The 18,277-nt window shown below is 66.6% G+C and carries 19 protein-coding genes and 3 pseudogenes; 11 read left to right on the forward strand and 11 right to left on the reverse strand.

Annotated elements, in window-relative coordinates; genetic code table 11:
• Positions 1-31: 31 nt before the first annotated feature.
• The 9 genes and pseudogenes from R5H29_RS04445 to R5H29_RS04485 form a co-directional block, all read right to left on the reverse strand.
• Positions 32-418, reverse strand: a complete 387-nt coding sequence (locus tag R5H29_RS04445; protein ID WP_180876663.1) for a diacylglycerol kinase — start codon at positions 416-418, stop codon at positions 32-34.
• A gap of 59 nt (positions 419-477) precedes the next feature.
• Positions 478-1,710, reverse strand: a complete 1,233-nt coding sequence (locus tag R5H29_RS04450; RefSeq protein WP_332328827.1) for a HAMP domain-containing sensor histidine kinase — start codon at positions 1,708-1,710, stop codon at positions 478-480.
• The gene (locus tag R5H29_RS04455; RefSeq protein ID WP_019659910.1) at positions 1,707-2,381 is read right to left on the reverse strand and encodes a response regulator transcription factor; all 675 of its coding nucleotides are present in this window, start codon (positions 2,379-2,381) and stop codon (positions 1,707-1,709) included. The genes R5H29_RS04450 and R5H29_RS04455 overlap by 4 nt, the downstream gene beginning before the upstream one ends.
• A gap of 117 nt (positions 2,382-2,498) precedes the next feature.
• Positions 2,499-2,720, reverse strand: a pseudogene (locus R5H29_RS04460) (nuclear transport factor 2 family protein); the annotation flags it as partial.
• 72 nt (positions 2,721-2,792) lie between these two features.
• On the reverse strand, positions 2,793-3,140 hold the full coding sequence (locus R5H29_RS04465) for an RcnB family protein (RefSeq protein WP_021204235.1): 348 nt from the start codon (positions 3,138-3,140) through the stop codon (positions 2,793-2,795).
• Between the two features lie 134 nt (positions 3,141-3,274).
• Positions 3,275-4,711, reverse strand: coding sequence for an efflux transporter outer membrane subunit (locus R5H29_RS04470; RefSeq protein ID WP_332328828.1), 1,437 nt, complete (start codon positions 4,709-4,711; stop codon positions 3,275-3,277).
• A complete protein-coding gene (locus tag R5H29_RS04475; RefSeq protein ID WP_155029690.1) occupies positions 4,708-5,592 on the reverse strand; it encodes a biotin/lipoyl-binding protein in 885 nt (294 codons plus the stop codon). The genes R5H29_RS04470 and R5H29_RS04475 overlap by 4 nt, the downstream gene beginning before the upstream one ends.
• 1 nt (position 5,593) lies before the next feature.
• A complete protein-coding gene (locus tag R5H29_RS04480) occupies positions 5,594-5,803 on the reverse strand; it encodes a DUF1656 domain-containing protein (RefSeq protein WP_155029689.1) in 210 nt (69 codons plus the stop codon).
• Positions 5,804-5,807: 4 nt separating this feature from the next.
• The gene (locus R5H29_RS04485; RefSeq protein ID WP_332328829.1) at positions 5,808-7,778 is read right to left on the reverse strand and encodes an FUSC family protein; all 1,971 of its coding nucleotides are present in this window, start codon (positions 7,776-7,778) and stop codon (positions 5,808-5,810) included.
• Positions 7,779-7,848: 70 nt separating this feature from the next.
• Here R5H29_RS04485 and R5H29_RS04490 point away from each other — a divergent pair, with 70 nt between their 5' ends.
• The gene (locus R5H29_RS04490) at positions 7,849-8,643 is read left to right on the forward strand and encodes a helix-turn-helix transcriptional regulator (RefSeq protein WP_332328835.1); all 795 of its coding nucleotides are present in this window, start codon (positions 7,849-7,851) and stop codon (positions 8,641-8,643) included.
• Between the two features lie 35 nt (positions 8,644-8,678).
• Here R5H29_RS04490 and R5H29_RS04495 read toward each other — a convergent pair.
• Positions 8,679-8,816, reverse strand: a pseudogene (locus R5H29_RS04495) (alpha/beta hydrolase); the annotation flags it as partial.
• On the opposite strand from R5H29_RS04495, the pseudogene R5H29_RS04500 reads away from it, so the two are divergent.
• A pseudogene (locus tag R5H29_RS04500) lies at positions 8,804-10,333 on the forward strand (RHS repeat-associated core domain-containing protein); the annotation flags it as partial. The pseudogenes R5H29_RS04495 and R5H29_RS04500 sit on opposite strands and share 13 nt — an antisense overlap.
• A 747-nt stretch (positions 10,334-11,080) precedes the next feature.
• Entirely contained in the window at positions 11,081-11,410 is a 330-nt protein-coding gene (locus tag R5H29_RS04505) for a DUF6984 family protein (protein WP_164144745.1), read from the forward strand.
• 51 nt (positions 11,411-11,461) lie between these two features.
• Here the strand turns inward: R5H29_RS04505 and R5H29_RS04510 are convergent, their stop codons facing one another.
• A complete protein-coding gene (locus R5H29_RS04510) occupies positions 11,462-11,836 on the reverse strand; it encodes a hypothetical protein (RefSeq protein WP_308305674.1) in 375 nt (124 codons plus the stop codon).
• A 566-nt stretch (positions 11,837-12,402) separates the two neighbouring features.
• Here R5H29_RS04510 and moaA point away from each other — a divergent pair.
• From moaA to R5H29_RS04550, 8 genes are all read left to right on the forward strand, one after another.
• The gene (moaA, locus tag R5H29_RS04515) at positions 12,403-13,383 is read left to right on the forward strand and encodes a GTP 3',8-cyclase MoaA (protein WP_207049979.1); all 981 of its coding nucleotides are present in this window, start codon (positions 12,403-12,405) and stop codon (positions 13,381-13,383) included.
• A gap of 8 nt (positions 13,384-13,391) precedes the next feature.
• The gene (gene moaCB / locus R5H29_RS04520; RefSeq protein WP_332328830.1) at positions 13,392-14,390 is read left to right on the forward strand and encodes a bifunctional molybdenum cofactor biosynthesis protein MoaC/MoaB; all 999 of its coding nucleotides are present in this window, start codon (positions 13,392-13,394) and stop codon (positions 14,388-14,390) included.
• On the forward strand, positions 14,387-15,640 hold the full coding sequence (glp, locus tag R5H29_RS04525; RefSeq protein WP_332328831.1) for a gephyrin-like molybdotransferase Glp: 1,254 nt from the start codon (positions 14,387-14,389) through the stop codon (positions 15,638-15,640). Before moaCB ends, glp begins: the two co-directional genes overlap by 4 nt.
• The gene (locus R5H29_RS04530; RefSeq protein ID WP_005413671.1) at positions 15,640-15,900 is read left to right on the forward strand and encodes a MoaD/ThiS family protein; all 261 of its coding nucleotides are present in this window, start codon (positions 15,640-15,642) and stop codon (positions 15,898-15,900) included. Before glp ends, R5H29_RS04530 begins: the two co-directional genes overlap by 1 nt.
• A gap of 3 nt (positions 15,901-15,903) precedes the next feature.
• The gene (locus R5H29_RS04535) at positions 15,904-16,404 is read left to right on the forward strand and encodes a molybdenum cofactor biosynthesis protein MoaE (protein ID WP_155029682.1); all 501 of its coding nucleotides are present in this window, start codon (positions 15,904-15,906) and stop codon (positions 16,402-16,404) included.
• 108 nt (positions 16,405-16,512) lie between these two features.
• The gene (locus R5H29_RS04540) at positions 16,513-17,055 is read left to right on the forward strand and encodes a molybdenum cofactor guanylyltransferase (RefSeq protein ID WP_058981727.1); all 543 of its coding nucleotides are present in this window, start codon (positions 16,513-16,515) and stop codon (positions 17,053-17,055) included.
• Positions 17,052-17,417, forward strand: coding sequence for a hypothetical protein (locus R5H29_RS04545; protein ID WP_021204219.1), 366 nt, complete (start codon positions 17,052-17,054; stop codon positions 17,415-17,417). Before R5H29_RS04540 ends, R5H29_RS04545 begins: the two co-directional genes overlap by 4 nt.
• Before the next feature lie 68 nt (positions 17,418-17,485).
• Entirely contained in the window at positions 17,486-18,262 is a 777-nt protein-coding gene (locus tag R5H29_RS04550; RefSeq protein WP_155029679.1) for a helix-turn-helix domain-containing protein, read from the forward strand.
• Positions 18,263-18,277: the final 15 nt, after the last annotated feature.

Consider the following 18,277-nt stretch of genomic DNA (forward strand, 5'->3'; position numbering starts at 1 on the left):
GCTTTATCAGGAAGTTGTCAGCCTTGCCGGGCTAGCCCAGCAGGATCACGCCCCACACTGCGCCGACCATCAACAACGCGGTGGTCTGCGCGGCGCTGCCCATGTCCTTGGCGTTCTTGGACAGCGGATGCTGCTCCAGCGAAATGCGATCAACCACGGCTTCAATCGCCGAGTTGAGCAGTTCCACCAGCAGGCTGATGAAGCAGACCGCCAGCACCAGCGCCCGTTCGAGCTTACTGATGTCCAGCACGAACGCTGCAGTGATCAACAGCGCGTGCAGGAGCAGCAGCTGGCGAAAAGCAGCCTCGCCACGAAAGGTAGCGATGAATCCGTCTCGCGAATGGATCAGGGTGTGGAAGATGCGGCCCAGGCCGGTCTTGCCATGCGGGTACTTGCCGCTGTCCTTGGGGTGCTGCATGCCGTTTCCGCCGTGAAGTGAGCAATCCCCAGCATGTGCACGCGCTTGTCAGGAAACCGTCAGGCGGGCCATTCCAGGCTGAACCGGCATCCCTGCTGCGAGGAGTGCACCGTCATCCTCCAGCCCAGGTGCTCGACGATGCGCTGCACGATGGACAGCCCCAGTCCCTCGCCATTGTGCGGGCTGCCGGGCACGAAGCGCTGGAACTGCTGTGGGTCGATACTGGAGGGCAGGCCGGGTCCGGTGTCGGCGACGGTGAGTGCGGTGTCGTGGAGGGTGATCCTCACTTCGCCCCTTTCGGTGTACTGGCAGGCGTTGCGCAGCAGGTTCCAGATCACGCTGTGCGCCAGATCCGCATTGGTTTCCAGTACGGCGTCATACCGGGCATCGTATGTAATGCTCACTGGCTTGCCGGAAAGCCAGGGTTGGCAGCGCTCCATGCAGGATTCGATCAGCGGGCGCAGGGCCACCTTGTTGCGCGGCACGGTACTGGGGGCGCGTGAGAGCAGCAGCAGGCAGGTCAGCTGGCGCTGCATCTCCTGGGTGGTGCGCAGGATGCGCTCCGCGCTGGGAACCAGGTGGCTGTCGGCCGGAAGCTGGCAGGCAAGGGTTTCCGCAGCGCCGCCGATGATGGCCAAGGGCGTGCGCAGCTCATGGCTGGCATCGCCGCTGAAGCATTGCTCGCGATGCAGGAACCGTTCGAGCTCATCACTGTGCCGGGCGAAGGCACGGGCGAGTACACCGATCTCGTCGCGGGCGTCCTGACAGGGAAAGGGCTTCCGCCCGCTCTGCACGGCATCGGCCAACTGCGTGATGGGCGCGATGACGTGCGATGCCACCCTGCGACCGATCAGGAAGGCGCCGAGCACGCAGATCGAAATGACCACCGCGGCAAAGGCATTGATCAGGTGTTCCAGGTAGCCATAGGGTGCAGCGTCCTGCAGCAGGTAGTAGCGCTGGCCGCCACTGTCGAACACACGCAGGTGCCACTCGTCGGGTCCTGCTTCGCCGTGGTAGCCCAGGCCGTACTGGCGCAGCACCATCGGCACGCTATGGCTGTCGTACAGCTGGCTGCCCGGGGGCAGGGCGGGGCGCTCGCCACGGGCCAGTGCCGCCTGCAGTTTGTGCACGGCACTGTCCTGGGTCCGGGCGATGACCGCGGCCCTGACCTGGTCGTAGTCCACCTGTTCGGCCAGGACGATGAAGCCCATCGCGCCGGCCATCAGCAGCACGAACGAAATCGTGATGCGGGTACGCAGGGCCAGGCGGCGGTAGAGAGCGGCAGGGGTCACGCCGGCATGCGCCAGCCGACGCTGTGCACCGTGGCGATCAACGTGGTGTCGAAGCTGCGGTCCACCTGCAGGCGCAGCTCATGGATGTGGGTACGCAGCGCGCCGCTGTCCGGTGGCTCGTCGCCCCAGACCAGGTATTCCATCTCCTGCTTGCGCACCACGGCCGGGGCCGCGCGTACCAGGCACATCAGCAGTTTGTGCGACGTAGGCGTCAGCGCGATGCAGCGCCCCTGTCGCCAGGCCTGCGGCGAGCGCGTATCTACCTGCAAGTCCTTCCACGCCAGTACGCTGTCGACCTGACGGCCCTGGGCGCGTCGCACCAGGGCCTTGATCCGCGCATCCAGTTCCTTCAGCGAGAACGGTTTGACCAGGTAGTCATCGGCGCCGAGAGCGAGGCCCTGCACGCGGTCCTCGACCGGATCGCGCGCGGTCAGCATCAGGATCGGCACCGGGTTCTGGAATTCCCGGCGCAGCTTTCGGCACAGCGTCATGCCATCCAGGCGCGGGAGCATCAGGTCCAGCAGGATGGCGTCGTAGTCGTGCTGCGTGGCCCGGCGCAGGCCGCTGGCACCGTCGCGGGCGTCGTCCAGCACGTAGCCGATAGGTTCAAAGAAAGCGTACAGGTTGGCTACGAGCTCGGGGTTGTCTTCGATGATCAGCAGGCGGGTCATGGCGTGCGTCCTTGCGCGTGGCCGAACTGTGCCCGATCCCTGACTGATTGCCAATGCGCATGCTGAATGGTTCGCGGCCTGGGGTCGGCCGCGTCAAGCGACGTTCAATCGGCCGGCATCTTCGGAAACGAACTGCCAGCCGATATCTTCCGGTCTGTCCGAAAAGAACAGGCTCATGTAGGTCGGCTTGTCCTTGTTGATGAGCGAGGCGCGGAATGACTCGACCACGTGTTCGATCGCCGCTGCATCAGCCGACGATGGGCGTTGGCTTGCATGGGCCGGCAGGCCTGCGGCGAGGCACGCAGCGAGAAGCGCGTTCTGGATTCCGGTGGTTCGCATCGTTCATGACGGCCTTCGTAGGGTGGAAGCGCCGCCGGGGCCACGGCTACAGGGCCCCGGCGCGCTCCGCATTCAACGATGCAGCGCGTCGATGATCAAGCCGGTCGCGATCTCCACCAACAGGTACTCGGTGTCGGACTGGCGCACCCAGCGCTGGCCGCGACCCGGATTGCGCAGGTCATAACGCGCGTAATCGTCCACCCAGTAGCGGCGGTCCACTTCGGCCCAGGGCAGGCGGTCGCCACGACGCCAGGCCTTCTTCTGCCAGCCGGGCGGCGGCGCATCACGGTTGTGCGGGCCGCCGGCATGCGGCGGCGGGCCGTTGCCGCGGGCGTGATGCGGCGGGTCAGCGAAGGCGGGGGCCGCAGCCAACGCGGTGGCGGTGGTCAAAGCGATGGCAAGCAAACGTGTGGTCTTCATGGAAGTGCCTCCGTCATGGCCGCAGCATGCGGCGCTGTGGCGGGAATATAGGGCAGTCAGTGTGAATGAATACGGGTTTGGGCGGCACTTTTCTGAACAGACGGCGCGGCCTGCAGCCGCTGCCAGGCAACGGGTCACTGGACCCCGCCCGGGGCTGAATCTGTTGCAGCCCAGCCTCCACCCAACGACAGGAAAAGATCCATCTGCCGGTCAATGCGCTCCGCGCGCGAGACGGCCAATGCGGACTCCGCATCTGCCAGCGCGGCCTGGGCCGAAAGCAGGTCGAGAAAATCGATCCTGCCGAAACGGTAGAGCTGCTGCGCCTGCCCGGCGGCCCGCGCTGCATCCCCACGCGCCTGCGCCAGGCTGCGCTCGCGTTCAAGTTCCTGCGTGCAGGCAGAAAGCGCGGTCTCGGTCTGGCGCAGTGCCTGCAGCACGACGCCGTCAAAGGACGCGAGCGCGGTATCTGCATTGGCACCTGCCGCTGCGACGCCGGCCTTGGCCACGCGGCGGTTGGGCCAGTGCCATGACAGCGCGGGACCGATGCTCGCACCGAAGCCGTCGGCCGACAGCAGATGCGCCGGTGTGCCGGCCACGCCCGAAGAGGCGCCCAAGGTGATCTGCGGATAGAGACCCGCCGTCTCGACACCGATCATTGCAGTCGCGGCGGCCAGGCTGCGTTCGGCTGCGCGTACGTCGGGGCGCCGCTGGAGCAGCTGCCAACCATCACCGGCCGGCAGCGCCTGCTCCAGCTCCGGGGGGCCTGGGCAGGCTTCGGCCTCCCTGGGATAGTCCGCCGGGAGCCTGCCCATCAATGCGGCCAGTTCGAACAGTGCGGCCTGGCGTTCCGCCAGCAGGTGCGGTATCCCCGCCGCGCTGCGGTTGACGGCGGCACCGGCACGGCTGACATCGAAGTCCGTTCCGCGCCCTCCGGCAGCCAGGCGTCGGGTTGCCTCCAGGGTGGCGCGCTGCACCGCCAGCACCTGCCGGGTTGCAGCGAGCGTGTGATTTCGGGTGCACACCTGGAGATAGGCCCGGGTGACGGCCGCAGCGACGACCACGCGGACCTGGTCCCGCGCCGCAGCGACGGCCTCGGCGTCCGCGTTGGCGGCTTCGATGCCGCGGCGGATACCGCCTGCAAGATCCAGTGGATAGGAGAGGTGAAGGCCCAGCGCGTACGACTGCGGCGCGGCCGACGCCTGGGTGTAGCCACCGGCATGGATGAGCGTGCTCGACGCATCCACGTCGGCCTGTACGGCACCGCGCGCGCGATACTCCAGCACGGTAGCGCTGGCGCGCCGGAGGTTGGCATCGGCAGCGCGCAGGTCGGTGTTGGCCGCCAGTGCTTCGCGCACGTAGCCGTCAAGCTGGGGGTCGCCATACAGTTCCCACCACCGATCCGGTGGCGCGTCGTGGCTGAACGATGCCTCCCCGCCCGAGACGAATGCCCGCGCTGCCCGTGGCGTGGCAGCGACGGCATTCGCAGGCAGGTGATAGTCGGGCCCGGAGACGCAGGCCGTCATCGGCAGCAGCAGGGCAAGCAGCCCACCGCGTAGTGTTCGCAGGCTCACTTGCAGGCTCCCGCTGCCGAGGGCGCGATGGTCACGCTCGCAGTGCGACCCACGATCAGGCGGGTGTCCGACGGCGCATCATCGATGCGGATGCGTACCGGGATGCGCTGCGCCAGCCTCACCCAGGTGTAAGTTGGCGCCACGGCGGGCAGCAGGTTGTGTGTGCTTGAGCGCTGATCGTCGGCAATGCCGGCGGCGATGGTATCCACGTGCCCGCGGACGTCGTGGTTGTCGCCCATCAGCCGGGCCACGGCGGCATCGCCCTCGGTGATGCAGGCCAGTTTGGTTTCCTCGAAGTAGCCCTCGATACGCAGGCTGCCGGTGTCGATCAGCGCCAGCGCCTGTGCCCCCGGCTGCAGGTAGTCGCCCGCGTGCAGGTCGAGGTTGGTGATGATGCCATCGGTGGTTGCGCGCACCTCGGTGCGTTGCACGTTGAGCTGGGCAACGCGCTGTTCGGCCCGTGCCTGCGCCAGCGCGGCCAGCTCGGTATCGACCTTGGCGGCGTTGCGTTCGCGGGTTTCCGAAGCGACCAGGTTGCCAAGTGCGTTGTCCCGCGCCGATTCGCGGCGAGCCAGCGCCAGCGTGGCATGCGCGCTCCTGACCGCCGCGTCTGCCTTCTCCAGCGTGGCGGCGAAGCGTGGCTGATCGAGCACCAGCAGCAGCTGGCCGGCACTGACCCGCTGGTTGTCGTGCACGAGCACTTGGGTGACCAGCCCCCCCATGTCCGACGCAACGCGCACCACATCGGCGCGCACCCGTCCATCACGCGTCCACGGGCGTGTTTCGTAACGATTCCAGAGGGAGAACGCGGCAATGGCGGCAAGCGCACACACGCCCAGCGTTGCGCTCCAGCGCCCGATAACAGCAAGCAGGTCTTTCATTTCATTTCCCGAGCAGGGGCGCGAGCCGGATCATCAGCTCCGCCAGGATCACGAACAGGGACAGGCCCACCAGCGGCCGCGCGGCGAACAACCGGTACAAGCCGAGGCTGGCGAGCAGACGTGAGGTCAGCATCGACAGCACCAGCGCGGCGGCGGCCACGGCGAGCAGGCCGGGGATCAGCACGCCATCAATGGAAAGATCAGGAAGCATGAGGTCAGCGCCGGTGGGTGAGCGGAGGTACGAGCAGGTCGCAGCGCAACCCGCAGAGCAGGTGCAGCAGATGCTCTCGATCGACCCCGCTGCTGGCCGCAGCTACCTCGCGCATGCGGTCCAGCAGTACCAGAAGATGGATGTCGACACTGCGTGCCGAGTGGACGCGAACCCCGAAATGTGCAGCGATGCGTTCGACCAGCGCCGCATGAAGCGTCCGAACCTGCGGGTTGTGCAGCCGCTTTTCCAGCGCGCGGAGTTGGCTGGATGCTCGTGCCGCACGCACGTCCGCAAACAATGCCCGCAGGTCGTGCGCGGCGCTGGAACGGCCCTGCAGCCTGGGAGCGAGCAGCCCTATTCGATCCAGCATGCGGCTGAGCCACGCGCGGCTCGCACCGCCTTGTCCGGCGGCGTAGCGTGCGATGTCCCGACGGATCGACCGCTCCAGCCGAGCGCGGTTGCGGACCGCATCGGCGGTCTGGAACAGCTGCATGCTGCACAGTGCCACCGTCGTACCGATGAACAACGCAACGCTGTTGTTGAGCGCGCCGACGATGTTGGTCGTATTGGTCGCGCCCAGGCTGGCAATGAGCGGAAACGTCAGCACCACGCCCAAGGCAGCCATGGTGAATGGCGGCCGGGCCAGGAACGATCCGCACAGCAGCAGTACCGGCGCGAGCGCGGCAATCAGGCCGGTGATATCGGACAATGCGGGGAAGATCAGCAGACCGTAGAGCAGGCCGACGGCCACGCCGATGCACGATCCCACCAGGTAGCGCATGACATGCGGTGCCGGCGCTTCGATCGTGCCGAACAGCACGCACGCCGTGCCGATGATGGACACCGCCGTGGCGCCCTCCGACCAGCCGGTAGCGATCCATAGAACGCAGCTCAGCAGGATGCCGACGAACGCGCCCAGCGCGCTGCGCAGGGCAAGCCGATGATCCCGGTGAAGTACCGCACCCTGCACATGTCGCGCAAGGCGGGCAGGTACATGCCGGCGCCAGTCGGGACGGGCAGTGTGCAGTTGCGCCTGCAGCACGCGGCAGTCGGCGTGGGCGAGGTCGAGCTCGGTCTGTTGCGCGGCGAGGCCGGCCTGCAGCAGATCGCGCCAGCCCGTTGCATCCATCGCGCCGGCCTGTGGTGAACGCAGCCGGTCGATGGAATCTTCCACCGCGCTGGACAGCATCAGCACGTCCAGCATCCGGTCATGCAGGGCACGCAGGATCTGCACCTGGGCCACGCCGTGGGCGCTGTCGAAGGGCAGGTGGATCGACAGCACATGCAGCTCGAGCAGGTCGGCGGCCACTTTCGAGCGGTCCGTCGCCAGCACCGTGTCCGATGCGCCGGCGCGCATGTCCCGTGTCCATCGTTCCGCGTCATCCAGCACGGCAGCGACCCGTGCGTGCACGCGTATCGAGACCCGGCGCGGCAGCACCAGCGCGTGTATCAGAGTTGCGGCCAGGATGCCGATGGCAATTTCCTGCACCCGCGTGATGGCAATGGTGAACACGTCTCCCGGCACCATCACCGCAGGAAAGCCGATCAGGCTGGTGGTATAGCCGGCCAGCAGGAACGCATAGGCACGCGGCGTGCGGTCGAGCATTGCCAGATACAGGCAAAGCGACATCCAGGTGGCGAGCGCGGCGCTCAGCACCAGGGGTGCATTGGCGGAGCGTGGCACCAGCGCGACGGTGGCGACAGCCCCGCCCACGGTACCGAGCAGGCGAAACAGGCCGCGGCTCAGTGTTGCCCCGGAAAGGGGCTGCGACACCAGATAGACCGTGCCGATCACCCAGAACGGGCGATTCAGGCCGATCCGCAGGGAGACATACAGCCCCAGCGACGCGGCGAGCAGGCATTTGAGCGAGAAGAGCACCGCCTCCTGATCGGTCCTGAGGGCAGGGCTTTTCAACCGGGCGAATGCCTGGAACACGTGGGGACGGGCAGGAGTGGGGGAGTGCATGCGGCTCATGCTAGTGATCGGCCGCACTGGCGAATTTCGCTACAATGACAATCAATCGCTAAAACCGGTCAATGTGAGAATGGCTCGCATTTCGCTCCCCGGCTTTGACCTGGACCCGGACGAGACCGATCGCCCGGCGGTTGCCAGCCGCCTGCAGGTGGCCGAGCACGACGCGGAAATTCCGGTGCATGAGCATCGAAAGGGCCAGCTCATTCTTGCGCTGCATGGGGCGGTGACCTGCGAAGTGGCCAATGCGCTGTGGATCGTGCCGCCCCAGTGTGGCGTCTGGATTCCGGGCGGCATGCCGCACAGCAACCGCGCCACCGCCAACGCGCGCCTGTGCTATCTATTCGTCGAGCCCGGCATCGTCGACCCGCCGGCGCAGTGCGTGACGCTGGCCATCTCGCCGATGCTGCGCGAGATGATCCTGCACCTGGCCGACGCGCCGCTCGACTATCCGCATGGCAGCCACACCGACCGGCTGGCGCGGGTGTTGCTGGACGAGCTGGTACAGATGCCGGCCGAGCATCTGTCGCTGCCGGTCAGCCATCACCCGAAGGTGCGTGCGCTGGCGGCGGCGCTGTCGGCGGATCCGGCAGACCGCAGCACCATCAGCCAGTGGGCTGTGCGCCTGGCCCTGGGCGAGCGCACGTTGACCCGCCTCATCGAACGTGAAACGGGACTGTCCTTCGGGCGCTGGCGGCAGCAACTGCACCTGCTCATCGCCATTCGGGAACTCGCCGCCGGTGCACCCGTACAACGCGTTTCCGAGACGCTGGGCTATGAGTCGGTGACGGCCTTCATCACGATGTTCAAGAAAGCGCTTGGCCTTTCCCCGGCGCGGTACTTTGCGGTGCGCCTGCGTGGGCAGTAGCAGGGAACAACCCGGAAAGCCATTGCCTGGAACGGCTACTTCAAAGTGCCGGAGACGGATTGAATCGCGGCCACCACTGCAGCAGGATCCTCGCGCTGGAGGGTGTGCCCGGTCGCCAGGTAGCGATGCGAGCCGCGCGTGAATCCCGAGAAGAGCAGGCTATGCCTACAACGGTTTCGGTGATCTGACCGGGCAAGTCAGCCCGGACAGCGGTGCCAGCAGCTTCACCGTGGATGCCGCCGGCAACCGCAAGACGGCTACCGATGCGCGTGGCGTCACCGCCACCTATCACTACGATGCACTCAACCGCCTGATCGGCATCGCCTACCCGGATCCCAATCTGGACGCGGGCTACAGCTATGACGTGGCGCCTGCCGCCTGCGCCGCCGACGAGCGCTTTGCCAAGGGGCGCCTGGGGCAGGTGCTGCACGCCAATGGCAGCACCCAGTACTGCCATGATCGCTTCGGCCAGGTCACCCGCAAGGTGCAGACCGTCAACGGCGTTGCCAGCACGCTGCGCTACGCCTACAGCAAGTCGGGTCGCCTGACCGCGTTGACCTACCCCGACGGCAGCGTGGCCGACTACGTGCGCGATACCCAGGGCCGCATCAGCCAGATCGGCCTGACCCGGCCCGGCCAGGCACGCCAGATCGTGGTGAACAACGTGACCTACGCGGCCTTCGGCCCGGCGACCGGATGGACCTATGGCAACGGCCGCCAGCTGCAGCGTCCGTTGGATCTGGATTACCGCCCGCAGGCGGTACACGACCCGGCCGCAGGCGGCCTGTCGCTGGGCTATGGCTATGACCCGGTCGGTTCGATCACCGAGCTGAAGAACGGCACAGGCTCAACGGTACTCGCCAAGTACGCCTACGACGCGCTGGGCCGCCTGACCCAGACCCAGGACGGCGCGACCGGCACGCCGATTGAAACCTATGCTTACGACGCCACCGGCAATCGCACCGCGCTGACCACCTCGGCAGGCACCGCCAGCTACACCTACCCCGCAACCAGCCACCGGCTGACCGCCGTGGACGGCGAAGCGCGCAACCATGACGCAGTGGGCAACACCACCAGCATCGGCGGCAAGACGTTCATCTACAACGACGCCAACCGCATGAACGCGGTGAAGCAGGGCAATGCCGTACTGGAAAGCTACGGTTACAACCACCGCGGTGAACGCGTTCTGCGGACCCCGGCCGGTGGCGCAGCACGGATCACCTTGTACGACGAAGCAGGGCAGTGGCTGGGCAATTACTCGGCCACGGGCCAGGCGCAGCAGCAGGCCATCTGGCTGGACAACTACCCGGTGGCGTTGATCAGCGTGCCGAGCGCCGGCGTGCCGGAACTTGCCTAAGTGCAGCCGGATCATCTGGGCACGCCGCGCGTGGTGATCGATCCGGTGCGTGATGTGGCGATCTGGGAGTGGAGCAACAAGAGCGAGGTGTTCGGCAACCAGATCCCAAGTGCCGATCCAGATGGCGATGGTGTGGCGTTCGAACTGGCGCTGCGCTTCCCGGGCCAGCAGGCGACGGATGCGAGTGGGCTGTTCTACAACTACCAGCGGGAGTATGACCCTGCGGTGGGTCGTTATTCGCAGAGTGATCCGATTGGGCTCGCAGCGGGGCCAAATACCTTTGGCTACGTGATGGGAAATCCGATGAGTTGGATTGACCCTGAGGGCTTGGAAGTACTTGTATGTAGTCAGCCGGCCTTTGGAGTATCCAACAATCCAATTGATCACCAATGGATTCGTACGGATACAGTTGAGGCAGGCATGGGTGGCACTCGTGGAAACGTACCTGGTAACGACAGTGGAGACATGCCGGGCGATCCCGTGCAGGTGACCAACCATGTCGGTCGTAGCAATGAACCTGGAGCATCATGCAAAGTGGTTAAAAATGTCGACGAAGCGAGAGTCAATTCCCAGCTTCAGATAGGGAGATCACTTGGTAGGTGGGGGCCTACCAACCATTGCCAATCATTTGTAGCCAAGACACTTTGGAATGCTAGTACAGTCGAACTGCAGCAAGAGCAGAACAAACGATTGCTCAACTCGAAGGTTCCTGGGCTGAGGTAGGTATGAAGAGACACATGACATGCGTCCTGCTGGCGTCACTTTCTTCGGCATGTGCGGATCAGAAGCAGGGCGCAACGACGAATTCGTTCGACGATGAGCGGATAGAATGTGTTGAGCCCGCTCGACTGAAGACCGAGCCGTGGGGAAAAGCGGGCTCTTTGAAGGGGTGCGAGATTGCTGATGGTCCATTTGTCGCCGCAGATGATGGGTATATTCGTATCCGTGGACAGTTTAAGAATGGGCATAAGGCCGGTGTGTGGCGATGGTACGACCGAAGTGGAAATGTCACTAAAGAAGTCAATTACTCACAGTAGTCTTTGCGGGGGAGGCTGGATGCAGTGCTCTGAAGGACATCCCGTGCCCAGATTCCTCACCCCCGACGAGGTCTCCCTCATCCACAGGCTGCTGCCCGAGACGAACGAGCTGTCCGAACGGTTGTTGAAGGATCTGGCGCTCGCCCAGGTGGAGGACGTGGAGGTCGTCGGATTCGGAGGCGTGGTGTTCCTGTCCAGCACGACCCAGGTCTTCGGAAGCGACATTGCCACTGCAATGCTTGCCGATGCCGACGGCGTGCCGGTGAGAGTCACCCTGTGCCTGGGCAATCACGATCAGCTCTTCGAGCTGGAGCTGTGCAAAGTGGACTTCTCACCGATCATCGGGGTCGATCTGAGGAGCGCTTTCAGCTAGCACTGACGCCTGCTGAAAGCGGTCCTCGCTGAAGGGCGTTGCGCATGCCCTTCACCCTTCGGGCTGCAACCGCCCCACCGCCTGCGCGCACAACGACTGGCAGGCCATGACCAACCCCTCCATCACCCGGTCGCCCACGTACTCTTCCGGTTCGCCGTTCTGGCGGGTGCGCTCCGCCGCCAGCAGCATTTCCAGCACCACCCGCAACCCGGTCAACGCGCAATCGGCGTCGGCCAGGGCGAGGCGGCGGCCGGGCAGCGGGTGACGCTCCGGCCACGGTTGCCCATCGGCCGCCGCACCGGAGCCGATGCGGTGGAGATTGGCAATGAAGGTGTTCCTGTCCATGGCAGGCGCAGCCTGTGGCGAACCGTCGTCGCCGGCGGTGCTGCGGTAGGCGTGCAGATGCGGGAAGTCCGACTCGTTCATGGCAAGGCTCCGTGCAGGGCAATCGGTAGCCGCCACCCATAAAAGTGGCGGGCGATACGTGGTTCGAATCCGGGTTGGTCCCAAGCCGGTGGGCGCGAACGCCCCCACGCACCGCCCGCCATAGCCGGCAGACGGATTGCCAGCCGGCGCCACGGAATGTGGACGCCGACTGGCAAGCGCAATCACTCAGGACCAACTCGGGATTCGAAACCCGGCCACCCTTTTCCGGTGGCACGCCATCTGAGCCCCTGGCGCTGTGCAATGCCAATCAGAAGAGTTGCAAACATCACTCGATTGGAGACGCTTTTGACATTGTCCTATGCTGTTAAGCCCCGCCAGTGCTGGCTGGCGTAGTGCTCCGTCCGCAGCGTGCAATCTGCGACAGGGGTCGAGGTTGTCACGGCGAACGGGACGGGCGGGGAGGGCCTATCACGACAGGCAGTGCCAATTCAGGCTGCGGGCTGTCCCGGGTTGACGCTTTCAACGCCCCAGCGCACTCTGCAGGTTGGGGTCGACAACCCGTTCAGGGGCAGGGCTGCAGGGTGGTACCAGGAGGCGGAACAGCCATGAGCCAACTCACCGACAGCTTCGGACGCAGCTTTCCGTACCTGCGCTTGTCGCTCACCGAAGCCTGCAACTTCCGGTGCAGCTACTGCCTGCCCGACGGTTACCAGGCCGATGGCCACCCGCGTTTCCTGCAGGTGGAGGAGATCGGCCGCCTGGTGCGGGCCTTTGCGGCGCTGGGCATGAGCAAGATCCGCCTGACCGGCGGCGAGCCCAGCCTGCGCAAGGATCTGGACGAGATCATCGCCACCGTGGCGGCGGTTCCGGGCATCCGCAAGGTGGCCATCACCACCAATGGCACGCTGCTGCCGAGGCGCCTGCCGGGCTGGCACCGCGCCGGCCTGACCGCGCTGAACGTGAGCATGGACAGCCTGCAGCGCGAACGCTTCAGAACCATCACCGGGCATGACCGCCTGCCGGAGATCCAGCAGGGCCTGGCCCTGGCGCAGGCGTTGGGCCTGCCGGCGATCAAGCTCAACGCGGTGCTGCTGCGCGGCCTGAATGACGACGAGCTCCCGCAGTGGATGGAGTACCTGCGCGATCGCCCCTTCAGCGTGCGCTTCATCGAACTGATGCGCACCGGCGACAACGAAGCCTATTTCCAGCGCCACCACCTGCGCGCCGATCGGGTGATCGAGCAGCTGCTGGCCGCTGGCTGGCACGAGCGCCCGCGCGCCGCCGATGCCGGCCCGGCGCGCGAGTTCAGCCACCCTGACCATCGCGGCAGCATCGGCATCATCGCGCCGTATTCGCGTGACTTCTGCAAGGGCTGCAACCGCCTGCGGGTGACCGCCAAGGGCGACCTGCGGCTGTGCCTGTTCGGCGAGTTCGGCGTTCCGCTGCGCCCGCTGCTGCAGCGCGACGAGGACCACGACGCGCTGCTGGCACGCATCACCACCCAGCTTGGCCTGAAAGCGGCCGGGCATGGACTGCACCAGGGCCAGACCGGGCTGACCCCGCACCTGGCCTCCATCGGAGGATGAGCAACACGATGAGTGGGGAATTGAACACGGCCTTCCACATGGCCGATGTGCGCAACAAGCGCATCAGCCGCCGCCGTGCGGTGGCGGTGGGCGAGCTGCATGCCGGTCCAGTGGCCTATCCGCTGATTGTCGAGCGCCGCCTGCCCAAGGGCGATGCGCTGGTGATGGCCGAGATAGCCGGCCTGCAGGGCGCGAAGATGGCCTCGATGCTGATGCCGCTGTGCCATCCGTTGCCGCTGGAGCTGGTGCAGGTGTTCTGCGCGCCGGTGCCGGAACGGCAGGCGATCCGCGTGTGGTGCGAGTGCGCCAGCGAGGCACGCACCGGCGTCGAGATGGAGGCACTGGCCGGCGTCAACGCGGCGCTGCTGACCCTGTACGACCTGAGCAAGCCGGTGGAGCCGGCCCTGCGCATCGAAGGCATCCGCCTGCTGTTCAAGGAAGGCGGCAAGCGTGGTGTGTGGCTGCACCCGGACGGCATGGACGAGGCCGAGCGTGAGCGTTTCAACCCGCGTGCGCCAAAGGGGTTGGAGGGCGCGGCCTGCGCGGTGATCACACTGAGTGATCGCGCCAGCGAGGGCAGTTATGAGGATGTGTCCGGCCCGACCCTGGTGACCGGGCTGAAAAAGCTGGGTGGCGAGGTGGTGGCGGCCGAAGTGCTGCCCGATGGCATCGAGCCGTTGGCAGGCCGCCTGCAGGCCTTGGCCGCCGAGGGCGTGCGCCTGTGCCTGTGTACCGGCGGTACTGGGCTGGGCCCGCGCGACCTGACTCCGGAGGCGCTGCGTTCGTTGAATGCGCGGCCGGTGCATGGCCTGGCGCAGATGGTGCGGGCACTGAGTGCACAGCACACGCCGATGGCCTGGCTGAGCCGCGCCGAGGTGGTGCAGCTGGGCAACATGCTGGTGTTCGCGCTGCCGGGCAGCCCAAAGGCGGCGGCGCAGTGCCTCGATATTCTGGCGCCGGTGCTGGGCCACGCCCTGGCGATGGTCGAGGGGGATGGCCACGCATGATCCCCTACAGCGATGCCTTGCAGCACCTGCTGGACGCGGCTACGCCGCTGCCGGCCGAACGCCTGCCGCTGCACGAGGCCGCGGGCCGCACGCTGGCCCGTGACATCCACGGCGCACAGTCGCTGCCGCCGTTCGACAATTCGGCGATGGACGGCTTCGCGCTGCGCGCCAACGGCGCGACGTTCGAGGCCGGCACCGAATTTGCCGTGCAGGGTTGGCAGGCGGCCGGCGATGCTGGCGCCGAAGGCGGCGAGGGTGCCTGGGAAATCATGACCGGGGCACGCATGCCGGTTGGGCTGGATACGGTGGTGCCGGTCGAGAACGTGGAGATCCTCGCCAGCGAGGATGGCCGCCCGACCCGCATTGCCCTGAAGGGCACGGTAAAGCCGGGCCAGAATGTGCGCCCGCGTGGCGAGGATGTGAGCGACGGCGAGCGCGTACTGCAGGCCGGCCAGGTGCTGGACATCAACGCGCGCACCCTGCTGCATGCGATCGGCGTGGGCGAGGTGGCGGTGGTGGCAAGGCCAAGGGCCGCGGTGATCGCCACCGGCAAGGAGCTGGTGACCGAGGCGGCGCAGGCGCTGGCGTCCGGGCAGATTCGTGACAGCAACCGGCCGTACCTGGTGGGCCGCCTGCAGGCCGCCGGTGCCGAGGTGGTCTGGCAGGGCACGGTGGGCGATGAGGTGGCGGCGTTCAACGCTGTCCTGGATGAATCGCTGGACGCGGGTGCGCAGCTGTTGATCAGCACAGGCGCGGTGTCGGCCGGCCGCTACGATTTCATTCCCGACGCGCTGCGTGGCCGAGGTGCGCGCATCGTGTTCCACAAGGTGGCGATCCGCCCGGGCAAGCCGCTGCTGTTTGCGGTGCTGCCTGATGGCGCGCTGTACTTCGGCCTGCCAGGCAACCCGGTGTCGGCGGCGGTGGGCCAGCGCTTCTTCGTCGAGCCAGTGCTGCGCCGCCTGCTGGGGCTGGCGCCGGAGCCGGTGTTGACGCTGCCCCTGCAGGCCGATGTGCGCACGCCGCCGGGCCTGCGTTTCCACGCGCGGGCGCGGGTGGAAGTGGATGCGCAGGGTCGCCTGAGTGCGCGCGTGCTGGCCGGGCAGGAGTCGTTCCGGTTGATGTCCATGCTGCAGGCCAACGCCTGGGTGGTGCTGGAAGGCGAGGGCGGTCTGGCCCCTGCCGGCACGCCGGTGCGTGTGCAGGGCTGGGGTCATCAGGACCCGGTGCAGCTGGCGAGCCAGGAGCCGTGATGAGACAGGTAAATCTGCAGTTGTTCGGCGCGTTCTCCGATCTGGATGCCAGCCGCGAGATTGCCGTGGAGGTGGCCGGCGGCACCGTGGCCGATCTGCGCCAGGCGCTGCGCGAGCTGCTGCCGCTGCGTTGGCCGGGTTTCCGTGCCGGGCTGCTGGATTACTCGGCGTTCGCCGACCAGCAACGCGTGCTGCGCGACCACGAGGCGTTGCCCGACGATGGGCGGGTGGCGATCCTGCCGCCGGTGAGCGGGGGCTGAGTCATGAGCGGGAAGATCATTGCGAAGGTGGTGGACCGCGCGCAGGCGGCGATCGATCCGGCCGAGGGCATCGCGGCGGTCTCCGATCCGGGCTTCGGCGGCATCGATGTGTTCATCGGCAAGGTGCGCGACGTCAATGTGGGCCGGCGGGTGACCGGGATCACCTACGACCTGTTCGAGCCGCTGGTATTGAACGAGTTCAAGCGCCTGGCGGCCGAGGTCGAAGGCACGTTCGGGCCGAAGCTGAAGCTGTATGTGGCCCATGCCAAGGGCCGGCTCGGCATCGGCGATGTGGCGGTGGTGGTGGCTGCCGGCAGTCCGCACCGGGACGAGGCGTTCCGCGCGTGCCGGCAGCTGATCGAGGTGGTGAAGCACCAGTGCCCGATCTGGAAGCAGGAGCATTACGAGGACGGCGACAGCCAGTGGAGCGAGGGTTGCAGCCTGTGCCATGTGGACAGCGAAGCTTCGCACTCCCACGACCACACACATGACCATGGGCATTGACCGCGCCCTTCGGGAGGGCGCCGGGACCAGTAGATCCACGCCATGCGTGGATGAGGCGTTCCCGATGAATCCGGCCGACGCAGCCACGCATGGCGTGGCCCTACTGCGATGAGCATCAACGGCATCGTGCTGGCCGGTGGCCTGTCCAGCCGGATGGGCCGCGACAAGGCGCTGCTGCCCTGGCAGGGCCGCACCCTGCTGGAACACATGCGCGGCGTGTTGAAGCAGGCGGGCGCCGGGCGGGTATGGGTGAGCGGCAACTACCCGGCGTTCGGCGGCGTGCCGGACTGCGTGGCACGCTGCGGCCCGCTGGGCGGGCTCTACAGCGTGGCGATGCAGATGCCTGACGGGCCGGCCTGGGTGGTGCCGGTCGATACGCCGCGGATGACGCCCGCGCTGTTGCTACGTCTGCAGGCCGATCAAGCGCGCGCCTGCACGGTATTCGACGATGAACCGTTGCCGATGCGGCTGCAGATCGATGATCATTGCCGCCGCGTGCTGCGGGACTTGATTGATGATCCGATGGCGCGACGTTCACTGCGCGCCCTGCAGGAACGCCTGGGCGTGACCCGATTGCCATTGGCACCCGAGGATCAGGCGTTGCTGCTCAACTGCAATACGCCATCAGAGTGGGAGTCCATCACAGCATGAAGGTCCAGCTGCAACAGCAATCGATGCGCCTGCGCGTGGATGAGGAAGAGCTGGCACGCTTGCTGGCCGGCGAGTCGGTCGAGAACCTGACCCGCTTCGGCGGCAGCGGCGGCTGGGGCGTAGCGCTGTCGCTGCATGCCGGCGATCAGGCGGTGCTGCTCGATGGCGGTACATTCTGCCGGTTGGTACTGCCGCGCCAAGCCGTTGAGTCGCTGGCGGGGCGGTTGCCCTGCCGGGATGGCTTGGGCTTCGGTATCGCCCTGGATGACGACAGCATGTTGCAGCTGCAGTTCGATGTGGACGTGCGCGACAGCATGCGGCAGCGTGGCCCGCAGCGACGCGCTGAACCTGCGCCGGAGTAGGCGCATGACGCGCAGGGCCGGCTGGCACGCTGTCGTATGATGGGCGCCTTCGTTCCTGCGTTGCTGCAATGCCCCTGAACCCCTCTGCTCCCTCTGCGTCCCGACCGGCCACGCCCAATCCGGCAGCGGCCGATGACGGTGACGCGCTGCACTTCTGCAGTACCTGTGCGTTCTCGGACGCCTGCATGTCGCAGGGCTACGACAAGACCGCGCTGGGCGAGCTTCATGTGCTGGTCGACCACGTCGGCCCGTTCCAGGCCGGAGACTATATTTTCCGTGCGGGCGATCCGTTCGATTCGATCGCAGCGGTCCGCGCGGGCATGGTCAAGACCTTCGTCGATGACAGCCAGGGCAACGAGCAGGTACTGGGGTTCAGCCTGCCCGGCGAGGTGATCGGGCTCAATGCCATCCACGGCGCGCGCTTCCCCTGCAATGCGGTGGCCCTGGACACCGTCTACCTGTGCCGGATCTCGTTTCCGCGATTGAGCCTGCTGGCCACCCGCATGCCGGGGTTGCAGGCACGGCTGTTCAGCCTGCTCAGTGCGGAGATCGGCAAGGTCGCCACGCTGGCGGCCAACCATCGCACCGAGGAGCGCATGGCGGCGTTCCTGCTGGATCTTTCCGAGCGCTATGCCCGGCGCGGTTTCTCGGCCACCCGTTTCAACCTGAGCATGGCCCGCACCGAGATTGCCAACTACCTGCGGATGGCACCGGAGACGGTGAGTCGGGTGCTGCGCCGGTTGAGCGACGAGGGTGTGATTGCGGTGAACCAACGTGAGATGCTGTTGCTGCAACCCGAGCGGCTGGCGGAACTGGCCGTGGCTCGGGAATCCGGACTGGACTGATCAGGCAGGCGAGGG

Origin of the sequence: Stenotrophomonas sp. A3_2 (assembly GCF_036624925.1) — a bacterium.
In the GTDB taxonomy this organism is placed as follows: domain Bacteria; phylum Pseudomonadota; class Gammaproteobacteria; order Xanthomonadales; family Xanthomonadaceae; genus Stenotrophomonas; species Stenotrophomonas hibiscicola.